This is a genomic window from Streptomyces sp. NPDC003300, from assembly GCF_040610915.1.
GTDB lineage: Bacteria > Actinomycetota > Actinomycetes > Streptomycetales > Streptomycetaceae > Actinacidiphila.
On record NZ_JBEXNE010000011.1, the window covers coordinates 226676 to 243088 of the forward strand.

The window sequence follows — 16413 nt, forward strand, 5'->3', positions numbered from 1 at the left end:
TCCGGCACCGCCTCAGACACCTCGCGCCCACCCGGCGGCAGCCGCACATCAGACACAGGCCCGCGCCCCTGCGGGGCACGTCCAGCCGCGTCCGGCACCGCCTCAGACACCTCGCGCCCACCCGGCGGCAGCCCCAGATCAGACACAGCCCCGGGCTCGTGCGGGGCACCCGTCTCGTTCATTCAGCGGCCTCGATTCGGTTCTGGGACGCCCAGGGTGGTGCGGGTCGGCGCGGAGCGGACGGCGGCTACGGCCTGCGGGTCGAGGTCGAAGAGCTCGCGCAGGGCGTCGGCGTAGCCCGCGCCGCCCGGTTCGCCCGCGAGCTGCTTGACCCGCACGGTGGGCGCGTGCAGGAGCTTGTCGACGACGCGGCGCACCGTCTGGGTGATCTCGGCGCGCTGCTTGTCGTCCAGATCGGGCAGCCTACCTTCGAGGCGGGAAAGTTCACCCGCCACGACGTCGGCGGCCATGGCGCGCAGCGCCACCACGGTGGGCGTGATGCGAGCGGCACGCTGAGCCGCGCCGAAGGCGGCGACCTCTTCGGAGACGATGCCGCGCACGGCGTCGACGTCGGCGGCCATGGGCGCGTCGGCGGACGCGGCGGCCAGCGACTCTATGTCGACCAGGTGCACGCCGAGCAGGGCGTGCGCGGCCGAGTCGATGTCGCGCGGCATGGCGAGGTCAAGCACGGCGAGGTCGGTGCCCGCCGGGCGCTCGGCGAGGGCGGCGCGCAGGTCGTCCGCGCTCAGCACCAGGCCGGTCGCGCCGGTGCAGGACACCACGACGTCGGCGGTGCGCAGCGCGGCGGACACCTCGGACATGGTGATCGCGCGGCTGTCGAGAGCGCCGTTGTCGGAGGCCAGGGTCGCCGCGAGGCGCTCGGCCCGGTCGACCGTGCGGTTGGCGATGGCCAGCTCGCGCACACCCGCGCGCGCGAGCGTGGCGGCGGCCAGGGAGGACATGGAGCCCGCGCCGACGACGAGGGCGCGGCGGCCGGCGAGCGGTCCCGTCGTCACGGCGAGCTGGTCCAGGCCGAAGGTGACCAGGGACTGGCCCGCCCGGTCTATCCCGGTCTCGGAGTGGGCGCGCTTGCCGACCCGCAGGGCCTGCTGGAACAGGTCGTTGAGCAGCCGCCCCGCGGTGTGCAGCTCCTGCCCCGCGGCCAGCGCGTCCTTGATCTGGCCGAGGATCTGGCCCTCGCCGACGACCATGGAGTCCAGCCCGCAGGCCACGGAGAGCAGGTGGTGGACGGCCCGGTCCTCGTAGTGCACGTACAGGTGCGGGGTCAGCTCTTCGAGGCCGACGCCGCTGTGCTGGGCGAGGAGCGTGGACAGTTCGGCGACCCCGGCGTGGAACTTGTCGACGTCCGCGTACAGCTCGATGCGGTTGCACGTCGAGAGCACCACCGCCTCGGCCGCGGGCTCCGCGGCGAGCGCGTCCTGGAGCAGCTTGGCGCGGGCGTCCCCGGTGAGCGCGGCCCTTTCCAGGACGCTCACGGGTGCGCTGCGGTGGCTGAGTCCGACGACGAGAACGCTCATGCGGGCATCACGGCGGGTACGTCACCGTCCGGGTCCTGGCGGTCCTCGCCCGCCTTGCGCTGCTCGTGGAAGGCGAGGATCTGCAGCTCGATGGAGAGGTCGACCTTGCGTACGTCGACGCCGTCCGGAACGGTCAGCACGGTCGGCGCGAAGTTGAGGATCGAGGTCACACCGGCGGCCACGAGGCGGTCGGTGACCTCCTGGGCGGCGCCGGCGGGCGTGGCGATGACGCCGATCGACACCTGGTTGTCGTCGACGATCGACTCCAGCTCGTCGATGTGGCGGACCGGGAGCCCGGCGACCAGACGGCCCGCGAGGGCGGGGTCGGCGTCCAGCAGCGCGGCGACCCGGAAGCCGCGGGAGGCGAACCCGCCGTAGTTGGCGAGCGCGGCGCCGAGGTTGCCGATACCGACGATGACGACCGGCCAGTCCTGCGTGAGGCCCAGCTCACGGCTGATCTGGTAGACGAGGTACTCGACGTCGTAGCCCACGCCACGGGTCCCGTAGGAGCCGAGGTAGGAGAAGTCCTTGCGCAGCTTGGCCGAGTTGACCCCGGCGGCGGCGGCGAGTTCCTCCGACGACACGGTGGGCACCGAGCGCTCGGAGAGTGCTGTCAGTGCCCGCAGGTACAGCGGAAGTCTGGCGACGGTGGCCTCGGGAATCCCTCGGCTGCGGGTCGCCGGTCGGTGAGATCGGCCAGTTGCCACGGTGCTCCTGCGGGTAGAGCTGGGCTGAAGACGACCACGGTCTTTGGGGCCGCCCCGTGGACAGCAGGCTATGTCTTTGTGAACGCGTGCACAAAGATGGTGTCCGATTTGCCCGGCGGACGTGACCGGCATCACGCGCTCCCATTACGGACATTGGGCACCATTCGCCGTGCGGAATCGTTGCTGCGGCGCTTCCAGAGTGCGTCAACGACCCCCGGTAGGCCAGTGGCCTGCGGCCATTCCACCGCGGCGGCCTGCGCCAGCCGCTCGTCCAGAACGGCGGATTCCGCAAATTCGACCGATTCCGCACCCCGAACGTAGTGCGAGAACAGCTCAGCCGTCGCACGGGCGTCACCCAGCGCGGTGTGCGCGTGCCACTCCGTGACGCCCGCTGCCTCGGCGCAGTCGCGCAGTGACAGTCCGTGCGGAACGGGCAAGCGGGCGGCGGCCATCCGCATCGTGCAAAGTTCTGGTATAGACGGCAGCCGCACCCCGACGCGGGCGTACTCGGCGGCCAGGAACGAGCGGTCGCACCCCACGTTGTGCCCCACGAGCACCCGGCCGCGCAGCAGACTCAGCAGCCGGGCCGCGATGCCGTCGAACGAGGGCGCCCCGCCGAGGTCGCCGCCCTCGATGCCGTGGATGTGCGTCGGGCCGACCGGACCGTGCGGATCGACGAGCGTCGTGAACTCGCCCTGCGGAGTCAGGTCCTTGTCCAGCAGTACGACCGCCAGCTCCACCACCCGGTGCCGCCGCGACGACGAACCGGTCGCCTCGACGTCGACCACGGCAAAGCCGTACGCCGAAGCCTGGCTCGGAGCCGAGAGCACGCGGTCACACTCCTCACGCATCGCCCCCGGCCGTACAAAACGACCTCGATCGTAATCGAATGTGCGCGAGTGCGAGTAACGCCCGCATATCGCCTGTGACACAGGTGCAGTACGGCCGCACGGAGGGTCACGGGTGACAGGTGGTGCGACCCGGCGCCGTACGGGGGCCCGGACCGTCCGGCGCACAATGGCCCGTATGACGAACGACGACACCGCGGCGGCCGTGCGCACGGTCACGCTCATCGGCAAGCCCGGCTGCCATCTGTGCGACGACGCGCGCACCGTGATCGAGAAGGTGGCGGGCGAGACCGGCGCGGCCGTGGAGGAACGGGACATCACCCGGGACGAGGCGCTGTACGCGCGGTACTGGGAGCAGATCCCCGTCGTCCTCATCGACGGCGAACAGCACACGTTCTGGCGTGTGGACGAGAAGCGGCTGCGCGCGGCGCTCACCGCGGGCTGACCCGGCCGGGACCCGCAGCCGGTCACTGTCCGGTCGTGCGGCGTTCACGCCCCCGCATCGTGCGCGAACAGGGCTTGACGCGCCGGGTGGTTATGCTCGCGGTATGGCCGCACGCAGATGGCTCACCCCCCGTAGGCAGGCCGGCACCGAGCGCAGTGTGCTGGCAGGCGAGGCCGCGGCACTGGCCGCGGAGACCGCCCTGGCCACCAAGACCCGGCCGCGGGACGCGGTTTCCGCCGGGCCGGAGGAAACCGTCACGTCCGCGAGATCCGCGGCGTCCGCGAAATCCGCCAGGACGGGGAAGCCGGACGAGCCCGCGGAACCTGAGTTCCCGGCCCACGACCAGCCCCGCGCGGCGGCCTTCTTCGACCTCGACAACACCGTGATGCAGGGCGCCGCGATATTCCACTTCGGCCGCGGCCTGTACAAGCGGAAGTTCTTCGACACCCGCGACCTGCTGCGCTTCGCCTGGCAGCAGACGTACTTCCGTATGGCGGGCAACGAGGACCCCGAGCACATGCGGGACGTGCGCGAGAGCGCGCTGTCCATCATCAAGGGGCACCGCGTCGAGGAACTGATGTCCATCGGCGAGGAGATCTACGACGAGTACATGGCGGGCAAGATCTGGCCCGGCACCCGCGCGCTCGCCCAGGCCCACCTGGACGCCGGGCAGCGCGTCTGGCTGGTGACCGCCGCACCCGTCGAGACCGCCACGATCATCGCCCGCCGCCTCGGCCTGACCGGCGCGCTCGGCACGGTCGCCGAGTCGATCGACGGCGTCTACACCGGGCACCTGGTCGGCGAGCCGCTGCACGGACCCGCGAAAGCCGAGGCCGTACGCGCCCTGGCCGCCGCCGAGGACCTGGACCTGTCGCTGTGCGCCGCGTACAGCGACTCCTCCAACGACATCCCGATACTGTCCCTGGTCGGCCACCCCTACGCCATCAACCCCGACAGCAGGCTGCGCAAGCACGCCCGCGCCGAGGGCTGGCGGCTGCGCGACTACCGCACCGGGCGCAAGGCCGCCAAGATCGGCATCCCCGCCGCGGCCGGGATGGGCGCGGTGGCGGGCGGCGCCCTGGCCGCCGTCGCGATCAGCCGCCGCCGGCACTCCTGACGCAGCCGTCACGGGACGCCTGTGACCCCCGTGACGCCGCGGATCCGCCGCGCCGCGGGGCGTCCGAAGTGGCGGGAGCGACACGCGTGAACACGACCACAACACGCTCTCTCCGCGACCATTTCACGAGCAGAAGTGGTCAACTAAGGGCGCCTGTTCGATAATTGCTCGATCACCATTCCGCTTAGGAAGTGGCGGAAACGGCGATTTGAGCAACTCGGTGTAGCGTCGCCTGTACGAAGCGTTATTCTCCTCAGACGCATTCCGGTACCCACACGTCGCCACGACGAGTGAACGGTCCCGTACTGCACGTGATGGAAGTTCTGCCTCTGGGAGTCCCGTGTACCCACACGACGGGGTTGACACCTCTGGCCTGGCTGCGTTGCGCGCACTGGTGGTTGACCGCCTGATGCGCACAGTCCCCACGTACGCCGCGCCCGCCTTCGCCACGTCCGGTCCCACCGTCCCCGGCCACGCTTACGCGCTGGCCGAAGTCAGCACAGCCGCAGGCAGACGCACCCGCAGCAGCTCCACCAGCACCACCGGCGCGGGCAACGGCTCCGGCGGCGGTCAGTCGACCGCCACGACCACCGCCCGCCGCCCGGCCTCCGACACCGACAGCGGCCGGATGATGGACCTGGTCGAAAGGGCCCAGGAAGGCGAGACCGAAGCCTTCGGACGGCTCTACGACCACTACTCCGACACCGTCTACCGCTACATCTATTACCGCGTCGGCAGCAAAGCCACGGCCGAGGATCTGACGAGTGAGACGTTCCTGCGCGCCCTGCGCAGAATCGGTACCTTCACCTGGCAGGGCCGTGACTTCGGCGCGTGGCTGGTCACGATCGCCCGCAATCTGGTCGCCGACCACTTCAAATCGAGCCGGTTCCGGTTGGAAGTGACCACCGGTGAAATGCTCGACGCGAACGAGGTCGAGCGCAGCCCCGAGGACTCCGTTCTGGAGTCGCTGTCGAACGAGGCGCTGCTCCAGGCCGTGCGCAAGCTCAATCCGCAGCAGCAGGAGTGCGTGACGCTGCGGTTTCTCCAAGGTCTCTCGGTGGCCGAGACCGCCCGCATCATGGGCAAGAACGAGGGGGCGATCAAGACCCTCCAGTACCGGGCGGTCCGCACCCTGGCCAGGCTGCTACCGGAAGACGCCCGGTGAGTCCGCGTTGTCCCGTACCCCGGCAGGCCGTCATTCGGCCTATCAGTCCGATCATCAGAGCCGACCCGATCATCAGACCTGCGTAACCCAACTGGCCCGGCACTCGTTGCATCACATGCAGACATATCTGTGCCGCGCGCTGCCTGTTGCTGTTCACTCGATCGGGTGGACGGCAGCCGGGAACGCAACCTTCCGGGCGGCATGGGGAGTCGAGTGTGGATGACGAGAGGAGGTGCCGCCCGTGATCGGACAGGCAACGGCACACCGCCGGGCGAACGCCTTCGCCCAGGCCCTTGAGGACGCTGCTGTCCTCGACGAGACCACCGGCGAGCGCGGTGGCGGCGGTGCCGGACCGGCGAGCGGGCAGCACGGCAGCCATGCCGCGGCCCGGCACGCGGATCCCGAACAGGACTCGCTGCTGTCGCTCGCCGCGGCCATCGGCGACCGGCCGGCGCCCGTACTGGACGCCGAGAAGAAGACCGTCCAGCGCGCGCAGCTCATCGCCGCGATGGAACAGGCCATCGCCGACGGCAGTTTCGAGGTCACCGGCCGGGTTCCCGAGCAGCGCTCGGAGGGCACCGGCGGACACGGGGCCCACCGGCTGCGCAAGCTCACCCCGCGCTCCCGGCTGTCCCGGCGGCTCGCGGTCGGCGGCCTGTCCGTCGGCGTCGCCGCCGGTGCCTTCGGCGGAGTCGCGGCGGCCAGTACGAACGCGCTGCCAGGTGACACCCTCTACGGCCTCAAGCGGGGCATGGAGGACCTGAAGCTCGACATGGCGGGCAGTGACGCCTCCCGCGGCAAGGTCTACCTCGACATGGCCTCCACGCGCATGCAGGAGGCCCGGCGGCTCATGGACCGGCAGCGCGGCGGACAGCTCGACGACGAGTCCGTCGGCGATGTGCGCAAGGCGCTGTCCGGCATGCGGCAGGAGGCCGCCGAGGGACACCGGCTGCTCACCCAGGCGTACGCGAAGGACGGCTCGCTCCAGCCGATGGCGCTGCTCAACACCTTCGCCGCGTCGCACCGGCAGGGCTGGACCGAGATGCGGGGCAAGCTGCCCAGCCAGCTCACCGATGTCTCCGACCAGGTCTCGTCGGTCTTCGCCGCCATAGACGATGACGTCAAGCCGCTCGAATCCGTGCTCCCCAAGCCGAAGGACGACAGTTCCTCCGGCTCCCGGGGCCACCGGCGTTCCGGCGGCGGAAGCGACGACGGTACGGGCAGCGGTACGGGCTCCGGCTCCGGCACGCCGTCCGCGCCCGCGTCCGGGGACAGCAAGTCCGGGCAGGCGCCGAGCGGCAACCCGTCGGTGTCGCCCACCACCCCGCAGCACGAGGGCCTGATCGGCGGCCCGCTGCTCCCGCCCCCGCCGAACAGCACTCCCGGCAGCGGCAACGGCGCCACGGACACCCCGTCCACCTCCGCCACCCCGCCCCACTCCGTCACCCTCCCCCCGCTCCTGCCCGGTCTCCTCCCCGGCCTCGGCCTCGGCGTGGACGACTCGAACGACTAGCACCACCGCACGCACAAGGGCGGCCGGCTCCCCGCGAGGAGAACCGGCCGCCCTTTCACGTTCAGAAGAACACCGCCCGCCGCGTGGCGGGGCCGCCCTCAGAAGAAGACGGACCGCCTGTCCACCAGCAGCTTGTACAGGGTGTGCTGGATCGTCTCGCGGACCTGGTCGGTCAGGTTGAAGACGAGCATGGGGTCCTCCGCCGCCTCGGGCGGGTAGGCGTCGGTGAGGATGGGCTCGCCGAACTGGATCGTCCACTTGGTGGGGAGGGGGACGAGTCCGAGCGGCCCCAGCCAGGGGAAGGTGGGGGTGAGGGGGAAGTACGGGACTCCGAGCACGCGCGCGAGGGTGCGGGAGTTGCCGACCATCGGATAGATCTCCTCGGCGCCGACCACCGAGCACGGAATGATCGGCACCTTCGTCTTCAGCGCCGTCGCGACGAATCCGCCGCGCCCGAACCGCTGGAGCTTGTACCGCTCCGAGAACGGCTTGCCGAGCCCCTTGAAGCCCTCCGGCATGACCCCGACGACCTCACCGCGCTCCAGCAAGACCTCGGCGTCCTCCGCGCACGCCAGCGTGTGCCCGGCCTTGCGGGCGAATTCGTTGACCACCGGCAGCATGAAGACCAGGTCGGCGGCGAGCAGCCGCAAGTGCCGTCCCGCCGGGTGGTGGTCGTGCACGGCGACCTGCGTCATGAGGCCGTCGACCGGCAGCGTCCCGGAGTGGTTGGAGACCACCAGCGCCCCGCCCTCGGCGGGGATGTTCTCGATGCCCTTCACCTCGACCCGGAAGTACGTGTCGAAGAACGGCCGCAGCACCGACATCAGCACCTGCTCGGTCAACTCGGCGTCGTAGCCGAATTCGTCGACCTCGTACTCGCCGGTGACCCGGCGCCGCAGGAACGACAGGCCGGAGGCGACCTTCCGCTCCCAGTCCCCGCCGAGCAGCCGGTCGGCGACCCCGCCGAGCGCGGCGGCCAGCCCCGGCCCCTCGTCCCCCGCGGCGGAACCGGAACCGGACCCGGACCCTGAGGCGGACCCGGAACCGGAACCCGTACGCGCCCCCGTGGCGGATTCCGCTTCGGTCCCGCCGCCGCTTCCCTGCGCGGGGACCGCGGCGCCCGTACCGCCCGGCTCTGAGCCCGCCTCGGCCGTCTCCTGGGGCTCCGGCACCTCGGGCACCGCCGCCAGCGGCTGCGTGCCCGGCCCGCCCGCGCCTGACGACCCGGCGCCGTCCTTCTTCCTGGCGCCCGCGGACCGGCCGCCGCGCGACCGGCCGGAACCCGAGCCGGACCCCGGACCCGAGCCGGAACCCGAGCCCGTACGCCGCGCCCGCGAATCGTCGCCGAACGGGATCACCTTGGCGTCTGCCATGGTTCGACTCCTTCTGCCTGGTGCGGTCACGCGTGGTCGGCGTCGGTGGCGTCCGCGGCGTCGGGCGCCAGCGCCGCCGCGGCGAGCCGGTCGACGGCGCGCGCCATCCGGTCCGGCGGCAGCAGCCCGGGCCCGCGGCTGCGCGCGAAGTCGGCGAACGTCTCGGCCGTGGTGTACGCCGGCACGAAACCGAGCGTCTCACGCATCTGCCGGGTGTCCACCACCCTGCCGTGCGTCAACAGCCGAATCTGTTCGCGCGAGAAGTCGGTGACGCCCGCGGCCTTCAGCGTCCGCCCGATCCAGGTGACCGCGGGCAGCAGCACCGGCACGGTCGGCTTGCCGAGCCGCCGCGCGGTCTGCGACAGCAGCAGCACCCCGTCGCCCGCGATGTTGAACGTCCCGCTGTTGAGGGTCCCGCGCCGCGCGTCGAGCGCGGCCAGTACCAGCACCTCGTTCACGTCGTCCTCGTGGACGAACTGCAACCGGGGGTCGTAGCCGAGGACGGTGGGCAGCACGGGCAGCGCGAAGAACTCCGCGAGCGGGGTGTCGGCGTGCGCGCCGAGGATGTTCGCGAACCGCAGCACCGCGACCGCGACGTCCGGGCGGCGGCGCGCGAAGCCCCGCACGTACCCCTCGACCTCGACGGCGTCCTTCGCGAAGCCGCCGCTCGGCAGCGACTTGGCGGGCATCGTCTCGGTGAAGACGGCCGGGTCGCGCGGCGCGGCGCCATAGACGCTGGTGGTGGACTTCACGACCAGGCGCCGTACGGTCGGGGCCTTCTGGCAGGCGCCCAGGAGCTGCATCGTGCCGATGACGTTGGTCTCCTTGACCTGCGTCCGGCCGCCGGAGCCCATCGTGGTGGTGGCGCTGACGTCCAGGTGCACGACGGTGTCGACCGACGTCTGCGCGAGGACCTTGGCGATCATGGGCTGCCGGATGTCGGCGCGGACGAACTCCGCGGCGCCCAGATCGTGCTCGGGCGGTACGGCGTCGACCGCGATCACCCGGTCGACCTCCGGCTCCCGCAGGACGCGGCGGACGAAACGGCCGCCAATCGGTCGCGCGACTCCGGTGACGAGCACCACCTTGCCCACGGTTCAGCGCCTTCCTACGGGGTTGTACGCACCGTACCCGTTCGTTGTTGCGCCGCAGTGACGGCCCGCTGTGCGGGCCGCCGACGTCACGCCGCTGCCCCCTCCGTCACACCTGCCCCGGAAAACGCCACTGCCCCCTCCGCCGCCTACGGGCGGTGGAGGGGGCAGGAAGAGCGGCGTACTGCGTCGAGCCCGCTTACTTCTTGTTGCGACGCTGAACGCGCGTCCGCTTCAGCAGCTTGCGGTGCTTCTTCTTGGCCATACGCTTACGCCGCTTCTTGATGACAGAGCCCACGACTACCCTCGCTTCGTTTTCACTCGGTGCGGGGCGTCCGAGCCCACACGACCTACGTCGGCCAAGCCTACCCGCCCGAGGCGGACGAGCATAAACCGAGCCCCACGCAGGCGGTCAGCGGCCCTCGGCGGGCGAGATCAGGCAGATTCCCCCACCCCCACCCCCACATAGGACTCACGCAGGTAGTCGTGGACGGCCTGCTCCGGAACCCGGAAAGACCTCCCCACCCGGATCGCCGGCAGATGACCGCTGTGCACCAGCCGGTACACCGTCATCTTGGACACGCGCATGACCGCGGCAACTTCGGCCACGGTAAGGAACACGACCTCGTTGAGAGGCCTGGTTTCGCTTGAAGCCATGACACACCTGAACTTTCCGCACCTGACGGCCACCGGCTTCCCCTCCGGCGACTCCAACAGTCAAGTGCGCTCCCCCTCAGATTAGGGGCGCATGATGCAAGTGGGGAAGAGGAGTTGCCAATAGTTGATTACTGTGACAGCCACGCCCGATGGAGTACGTAGCGGGTAAGCGGCCGGTAGTAATCGGACCGCACGGTGTCGTCCAGCGGTACCGCGACCGACACCCTGCCCTCCGCTTCCGCGACGAACACCGCGGGGTCGTCGGAGTCGGCGAGACCGATCGCCTCGATGCCCAACTGCCCTGCCCCGCATACGAATCCGTGGTCCCCGACCACCAGCCGCGGCAGCACTCCGCCCTGCTCCGCGGCTGCCGCGAGGGCCGCTCTGACGGGCAGCGGGGAGTGCGTATGAGCACCCGGTTCGCCCGCCCCCGCACCCTCCTGCGAACCCTCCGCACCAGGCACGGGGCGCACCACGGCGACACCTCCCACGTACCAAAGATTGTGACGCCGTACCCCGAACTGTGTCGGCATATCGACGTAGCCGCCGTACGCAGGGGTGAGAATCACACATCCCGCCGCCGACAGCGCGGCGGCCAAAGAGGCGTAGAAGCCCAACAGCCGATGAGGGTGGCCCGTCCCCAGCAGAATGGGGATACGATCCTGCGCCGCCCTGCCAAGGCGCTCGGCGAAGGCGTCCAGCGCCGCCACCGTGCAGTCCGGGTCGATCGTGTCCTGCCCCGAGGTGTCCGCCGGGTCCGGCGACACACCGCAGCGGTCGGCCATCAGCCGCAGCAACTCCGCCGTGCCCCACTCCCCTTCCGGATCCAGCCCCAGCGTCTGGCGCGGATCCCGCGCCGCGAAGAGCCGGTAACTGTGCAGACTTTTCTCCCTCGGGGTCGAGACCCGTCCCGCCAGCCCGGCCGCCACCAGATGCGCGCGCAGCGCGCCGACACTCAGCACCCCTTGATCGTCCCGACTCCCTCCGCCCGCCGGGTACGAAACCGCCAAAAACACCCCGTGCGGGTGACCCGCGCCGAGTGCGCTCCGGACGTAGAAGACCTACGCCACACGCGTACGCGCTCCGCTGTAACGGGTTACCGAACAACGCGGTGACGGCGTGTGCGAAATTGGGGGATTCCGTGGAGAAGGAGCGCCACGCTCGCCGGAAAAGGGGACAACGCGCTACGGCGTGCCGCCGGACAGGCCCTACGGCAGCAGGCCGTGGAGCGGGAAGACCGCGCGGCGGGTGGCGATCACGGCCTGGTCGAGCCGGTCCGCCGGGTCGTAACCGGAGTCGGCGAAGTCCGCCCAGTGCGGATCACGGCCGTCCGTCATCCGCAGCGGCCCCTGCTGCCGGGTCCGGGCGTAGACCTCGTGCCGCCACTCCTCGGGAACCGGCGTCTTCGGCGCGACCGGCGCGCCCGCCGCGATCCCCACCAGATGCGTCCACGTACGCGGCACCACATCGGCCACCGCGTAACCCCCGCCGCCCAGCGCGACCCAGCGGCCCTCCGCGTGGTCGTGCGCCAGCGCGTGACACGCCTCCGCGACCAGCCGCTGCGCGTCCAGCGACACCGCCAGATGCGCCAGCGGATCCTCGAAGTGGGTGTCCGCGCCGTGCTGCGAGACGACCACCTGCGGCCGGAACGCCGCCACCAGCTCCGGCACCACCGCGTGGAAGGCCCGCAGCCAGCCCGCGTCACCCGTCCCCGCGGGAAGCGCCACATTGACCGCGCCGCCCTCCGCGGACGGCCCGCCCGTCTCCTCCGGCCACCCCGTCTGCGGGAACAGCGTCCGCGGATGCTCGTGCAGCGAGATCGTCAGCACCCGCGGGTCGTCCCAGAACGCCGTCTGCACACCGTCGCCGTGGTGTACGTCCACGTCCACGTACACCACCCGCTCCGCGCCCAGCTCCAGCAGCCGGGCCACCGCGAGCGCCGCGTCGTTGTAGACGCAGAAACCCGCCGCCGCGCCCGGCATCGCGTGGTGCAGCCCGCCCGCGAAGTTCACCGCGTGCAGCACATCGCCCTGCCACACCGCCTCGGCCGCGCCCACCGACTGCCCCGCGATCAGCGCGGACGCCTCGTGCATCCCCGCGAACGCCGGATTGTCCTCGGTACCGAGCCCGTACGACAGATCCGCCGCGGCCGGATCGGCGGACGCCGCCCGCACCGCCGCCACGTAATCCGCCCGGTGCACCAGCGCCAGCGTCGAGTCGCCGGCCGCGGGCGCCGCCACCACCGACAGCTCCCGGTCGAGCCCGAAGGCCCGCACCAACCCGCGCGTGAGCGACAGCCGCACCGGGTCCATCGGGTGGCCCGGACCGAAGTCGTACTTGGTTACCCGCTCATCCCACATCAACTGTGCTCGGCCGCTCATGGCCGACACCGTACCCGGCGGGCCCGGCCTCGAAGGACTTGGCGTACAACAGCGTGGCCCCCACCAGCACCATCGGCACGAGCATCGCCCCGCGGTAGCTCCACACATCGCCCAGCGCGCCCACCAGCGGCGAGCCGACCAGGAAACCCACGTAGTTGAAGATGTTCAGCCGCGCGATGGCCGAGTCCGAGGCACCGGGGAACATCCGCCCGGCCGCCGCGAACGTCTGCGGCACGATCACGCACAGCCCGAGCCCCAGCAGCGTGAAGCCCAGCATGCCCACCCACGCCCCCGGCGCCACCGCCACCACCGCGAAGCCCGCCATCGCCAGCACCGTCCCCAGCCGGACGACGGACGCGGCACCGTACCGCCGCACCCCGAAGTCACCCACCGAACGGCCGATCAGCGTCGTCACCATGTAGACGGCGTACGGCACGGTGGAGAGCTGCTCCGAGCTGTGCAAGGTGTCCTGGAGGTACTTCGCGCTCCAGTTGGAGACCGTCGAGTCACCGATGTACGCGAAGGCCATCACCAGACAGAGCGGCATCAGCAGCCGCATCACGACGGCCTGCTTCTCGCCCCCCAGCTCGGTGACGGACGGCTGCTCCTGGTCGGCGTACCAGCGGCTCGCCACCAGCGTCAGCGGGATCAGCAGCGCCACCACCGGCCCGTACAGCGCCACCAGCGAGATGTGCCAGTGCGCCCCCGACCACGCCAGACACGCCCCGACGATCCCGCCCAGGCTGTACGAGGCGTGGAAGCCGAGCATGATGCTGCGGCCGTAGGTGTGCTGGAGGCTCACCCCGAGCATGTTCATCGACGCGTCCAGACCGCCGACGCACACCCCGAACAGCGCCAGCGTCACCGCCGCCATCCACAACTGGTCGCCCGCGCCGAGCAGCAGCAGGACCAGGGCCACCACCGGCTGCACCCAGCGCAGCACCGCACTCGGCCTGATCCGCTTCACGACGTACTCGGTCGCCACGCTGCCCAGGCCCGCGAGGATCGGCACCGCCGCCAGGAACACCGGCAGCAGCCCGTCGCTGATGCCGTACCGGTCCTGGATCGCCGGAATCCGGGTGACCAGCAGCGCGAACAGCGCGCCCTGCGCGAAGAAGCTGATCGCGAGCGCGGCCCGCCCGTGCCGCAGCCGGTCGTCCGGCTGCCGGTACTTCACGGGGGCGGCGGGCCCCCCGGGGGCGCTCTGCGCGGCTTCGTCCATGAGCGAGCAGCGTAAACGCGGAAGCTACGGATGAGTAGGTGGCGGGGGTCACAATTGTGATCAACCCGCGCCGGACGGCTCCCCGGACCGCTCCCGCTCACCTCAGCAGCAGGTCGGGCAGCCCTTCCATCGCACCGAAGAGGGCCGTCGCGTCGGCCACCTTCTCCGCCGGGGTCATCGCCGTGAACGCGTACACGTCCATCCCCGCCGCGACCGCCGCCCGCACCCCCAACGGACTGTCCTCGACCACCGCGCACCGCTCGGGGGCCACCCCCATCACGGCCGCCGCGTGCAGGAACAGATCCGGCGCCGGCTTCCCCCGCCCCACGTCCTGCGACGAGAAGATCCGCTCCTCCCCGAACCGCTCGTACAGCCCGGTCCTGCGCAGCGCCACCCTGATCCGCTCATGGCTCCCCGACGACGCCAGGCAGTACGGCACCCCCTCCGCCACCAGCCGGTCCAGCACCCCGGCCGCCCCCGCCACCGGCTCCAGCTCCCGTTCGAAGGCCGCGAAGACCCGCGCGTGCAGCTCCTCGTCGAACCCCTCGGGCAGCCGCCGCCCCGACCGCTCCCACACCACGTCGTGCACCCGGTGCACCGCCGCGCCCATGTAGTCCCGGATCGAGTCCTCGTACGTCGTCGGATGCCCCACCTCCGTCAGGTGCCCGGCGAGAATCCGGTTGGATATCGGCTCGCTGTCCACAAGGACGCCGTCGTTGTCGAAGATGACCAGGTCATACCGCATACGGCCACTGTAGTTGGGGGCACGCATCCGGTAGCGTACGGGCCATGTCGAGCCCCGAGGCATCCAAGGCGGGGGCTTTCGGTCACGCCGTCAGCCCCCTGAACCACTGAGTTCGCAGCTCCCTTTCACCGTCCGCCTTTTTCGCACGCACCTTTTGCGCGGCCTTTCGCGGCCTCTCCGCGCTTTCGTGCGACTCTCCGCGCGGCTCTTCGCGCGGCCATGGCTGGACGGCTGCCGCACCCCGGGTGCTGACCGCGGTGACGAGACGACGTTCCACGTTTCCTCTCGTGCATCTCCTCACCTCGGAGCCTTTTCCCGATGCCTCTCCGTCTCCCTGTTCCGCTGTACCTGCTCGCCATGGCCGTCTTCGCCATGGGCACCTCCGAATTCATGCTGGCCGGCCTCCTGCCGGACATCGCCGCCGACCTCGACGTGACGGTCGGCACCGCGGGCACGCTCACCTCGGCCTTCGCGATCGGCATGGTCGTCGGCGCCCCGCTGATGGCCGCCCTCGCCCGCGCCTGGCCCGCCCGCAGCAGCCTGCTCGCCTTCGTCGTCGCCTTCGCGGCGGCGCACGCCGCGGGCGCCGTCACCGACAGCTTCCCGGTCCTGTTCGCCACCCGGATCGTCGCCGCGCTCGCGAACGCCGGCTTCCTCGCCGTCGCCCTCACCACCGCCGTCACCCTCGTGTCCCCCGACCGCAAGGGGCGCGCGCTGGCCGTACTGCTCTCCGGGACGACGGTGGCCACGGTCGCCGGGGTGCCCGCGGGCGCGGTGCTCGGCACCCTGCTGGGATGGCGGGCCACCTTCTGGGCGGTCGCCGCACTCTGCCTGCCCGCCGCCGCCGGAATCCTCAAGGGCGTTCCGGCCCGGCCGTCGGCCCGTACGTCCAAGGCCGGACCCGGCCTGCGCACCGAGCTGGCACTGCTCACGTCCCCGCGCCTGATGACGAGTCTGCTGCTCGGCGCCCTGGTGAACGCGGCCACCTTCGCGAGCTTCACCTTCCTCGCACCGGTCGTCACCGACACCGCGGGCCTCGGCCGCCTGTGGATCTCGGTGGCCCTGATGCTCTTCGGCGCCGGTTCCTTCGCCGGAATCACCCTCGCGGGCCGCCTCGCCGACCACCGCCCCGGCCTGGTCCTCACCACCGCGGGCCCCCTGCTGCTCCTCGGCTGGCTCGCCCTGGCCCTCCTGGCCGACCGTCCGGCCGCCCTGCTCCCCCTCGTCTTCCTCCAGGGCGCCCTGTCCTTCCTCCTCGGCGGCACCCTGATCACCCGCGTCCTCTACGAAGCAGCCGCCGCCCCCACCATGTCCGGCTCCTACGCCACCGCCGCCCTCAACCTCGGCGCGACCCTCGGCCCCCTGACCGCCGCCGCCACCCTCCACACGAGCGCCGGCCCCTCGCCCCCTTCTGGACCAGCGCCCTCCTCGTCCTCCTCGCCCTCCCGCTCCTCCTGTCCTCGACGCCCGGCTGATAGGCGGGCTCGAAAACCGGTTTTCCGGTGGGTGGCGGAGAACGCAAAAGAGGCCCGGCGTCGGATCCTAAGATCCGAGGCCGGGCCTCTTCCATAAAAATTGTTCGGCGGTGTCCTACTCTCCCACAGGGTCCCC

Annotated in this window: 15 protein-coding genes and 1 pseudogene; 5 read left to right on the forward strand and 11 right to left on the reverse strand. The window is 71.3% G+C overall.

Annotated features, from left to right (window positions below):
* Positions 1-182: 182 nt before the first annotated feature.
* The 3 genes from ABZX65_RS18860 to ABZX65_RS18870 form a co-directional block, all read right to left on the reverse strand.
* Positions 183-1538 carry a glutamyl-tRNA reductase gene (locus ABZX65_RS18860; RefSeq protein ID WP_355340676.1) on the reverse strand — a complete coding sequence of 452 codons (1356 nt, stop codon included), beginning with the start codon at positions 1536-1538 and terminating at the stop codon, positions 183-185.
* Positions 1535-2245 carry a redox-sensing transcriptional repressor Rex gene (locus ABZX65_RS18865; protein ID WP_188281706.1) on the reverse strand — a complete coding sequence of 237 codons (711 nt, stop codon included), beginning with the start codon at positions 2243-2245 and terminating at the stop codon, positions 1535-1537. The genes ABZX65_RS18860 and ABZX65_RS18865 overlap by 4 nt, the downstream gene beginning before the upstream one ends.
* A gap of 131 nt (positions 2246-2376) precedes the next feature.
* On the reverse strand, positions 2377-3075 hold the full coding sequence (locus ABZX65_RS18870; protein ID WP_355340679.1) for a 3'-5' exonuclease: 699 nt from the start codon (positions 3073-3075) through the stop codon (positions 2377-2379).
* A gap of 196 nt (positions 3076-3271) precedes the next feature.
* Between ABZX65_RS18870 and ABZX65_RS18875 the strand changes: the two genes are divergently transcribed.
* The 4 genes from ABZX65_RS18875 to ABZX65_RS18890 all read left to right on the forward strand — a co-directional run bounded on the left by ABZX65_RS18875 (position 3272) and on the right by ABZX65_RS18890 (position 7333).
* Positions 3272-3538 carry a glutaredoxin family protein gene (locus ABZX65_RS18875; RefSeq protein ID WP_355340682.1) on the forward strand — a complete coding sequence of 89 codons (267 nt, stop codon included), beginning with the start codon at positions 3272-3274 and terminating at the stop codon, positions 3536-3538.
* Between the two features lie 103 nt (positions 3539-3641).
* The gene (locus tag ABZX65_RS18880) at positions 3642-4655 is read left to right on the forward strand and encodes an HAD-IB family hydrolase (RefSeq protein WP_355340685.1); all 1014 of its coding nucleotides are present in this window, start codon (positions 3642-3644) and stop codon (positions 4653-4655) included.
* A 340-nt stretch (positions 4656-4995) separates the two neighbouring features.
* A complete protein-coding gene (locus tag ABZX65_RS18885) occupies positions 4996-5820 on the forward strand; it encodes an ECF subfamily RNA polymerase sigma factor, BldN family (protein WP_355340688.1) in 825 nt (274 codons plus the stop codon).
* 241 nt (positions 5821-6061) lie between these two features.
* On the forward strand, positions 6062-7333 hold the full coding sequence (locus ABZX65_RS18890) for a DUF5667 domain-containing protein (protein WP_355340691.1): 1272 nt from the start codon (positions 6062-6064) through the stop codon (positions 7331-7333).
* Positions 7334-7431: 98 nt separating this feature from the next.
* Here ABZX65_RS18890 and ABZX65_RS18895 read toward each other — a convergent pair whose 3' ends face one another.
* From ABZX65_RS18895 to ABZX65_RS18930, 8 genes are all read right to left on the reverse strand, one after another.
* A complete protein-coding gene (locus ABZX65_RS18895) occupies positions 7432-8706 on the reverse strand; it encodes a lysophospholipid acyltransferase family protein (protein ID WP_355340693.1) in 1275 nt (424 codons plus the stop codon).
* 26 nt (positions 8707-8732) lie between these two features.
* On the reverse strand, positions 8733-9800 hold the full coding sequence (locus ABZX65_RS18900) for an NAD-dependent epimerase/dehydratase family protein (RefSeq protein WP_355340696.1): 1068 nt from the start codon (positions 9798-9800) through the stop codon (positions 8733-8735).
* Between the two features lie 196 nt (positions 9801-9996).
* Positions 9997-10095 (reverse strand): AURKAIP1/COX24 domain-containing protein, encoded by a 99-nt coding sequence (locus ABZX65_RS18905; protein WP_003948845.1) that lies wholly within the window; start codon positions 10093-10095, stop codon positions 9997-9999.
* A gap of 137 nt (positions 10096-10232) precedes the next feature.
* The gene (locus ABZX65_RS18910; RefSeq protein ID WP_188281714.1) at positions 10233-10454 is read right to left on the reverse strand and encodes a helix-turn-helix domain-containing protein; all 222 of its coding nucleotides are present in this window, start codon (positions 10452-10454) and stop codon (positions 10233-10235) included.
* Positions 10455-10582: 128 nt separating this feature from the next.
* Positions 10583-11416 carry a phosphatase gene (locus ABZX65_RS18915; RefSeq protein ID WP_355340700.1) on the reverse strand — a complete coding sequence of 278 codons (834 nt, stop codon included), beginning with the start codon at positions 11414-11416 and terminating at the stop codon, positions 10583-10585.
* 246 nt (positions 11417-11662) lie between these two features.
* A complete protein-coding gene (locus tag ABZX65_RS18920; RefSeq protein ID WP_355340703.1) occupies positions 11663-12835 on the reverse strand; it encodes an acetoin utilization protein AcuC in 1173 nt (390 codons plus the stop codon).
* Positions 12804-13985 carry an MFS transporter gene (locus ABZX65_RS18925; RefSeq protein ID WP_355340745.1) on the reverse strand — a complete coding sequence of 394 codons (1182 nt, stop codon included), beginning with the start codon at positions 13983-13985 and terminating at the stop codon, positions 12804-12806. Before ABZX65_RS18925 ends, ABZX65_RS18920 begins: the two co-directional genes overlap by 32 nt.
* A gap of 169 nt (positions 13986-14154) precedes the next feature.
* Positions 14155-14802, reverse strand: a complete 648-nt coding sequence (locus ABZX65_RS18930) for an HAD family hydrolase (protein ID WP_355340706.1) — start codon at positions 14800-14802, stop codon at positions 14155-14157.
* Positions 14803-15120: 318 nt separating this feature from the next.
* On the opposite strand from ABZX65_RS18930, the pseudogene ABZX65_RS18935 reads away from it, so the two are divergent.
* Positions 15121-16277: pseudogene (locus ABZX65_RS18935) on the forward strand (Cmx/CmrA family chloramphenicol efflux MFS transporter).
* Positions 16278-16413 lie beyond the last annotated feature (136 nt).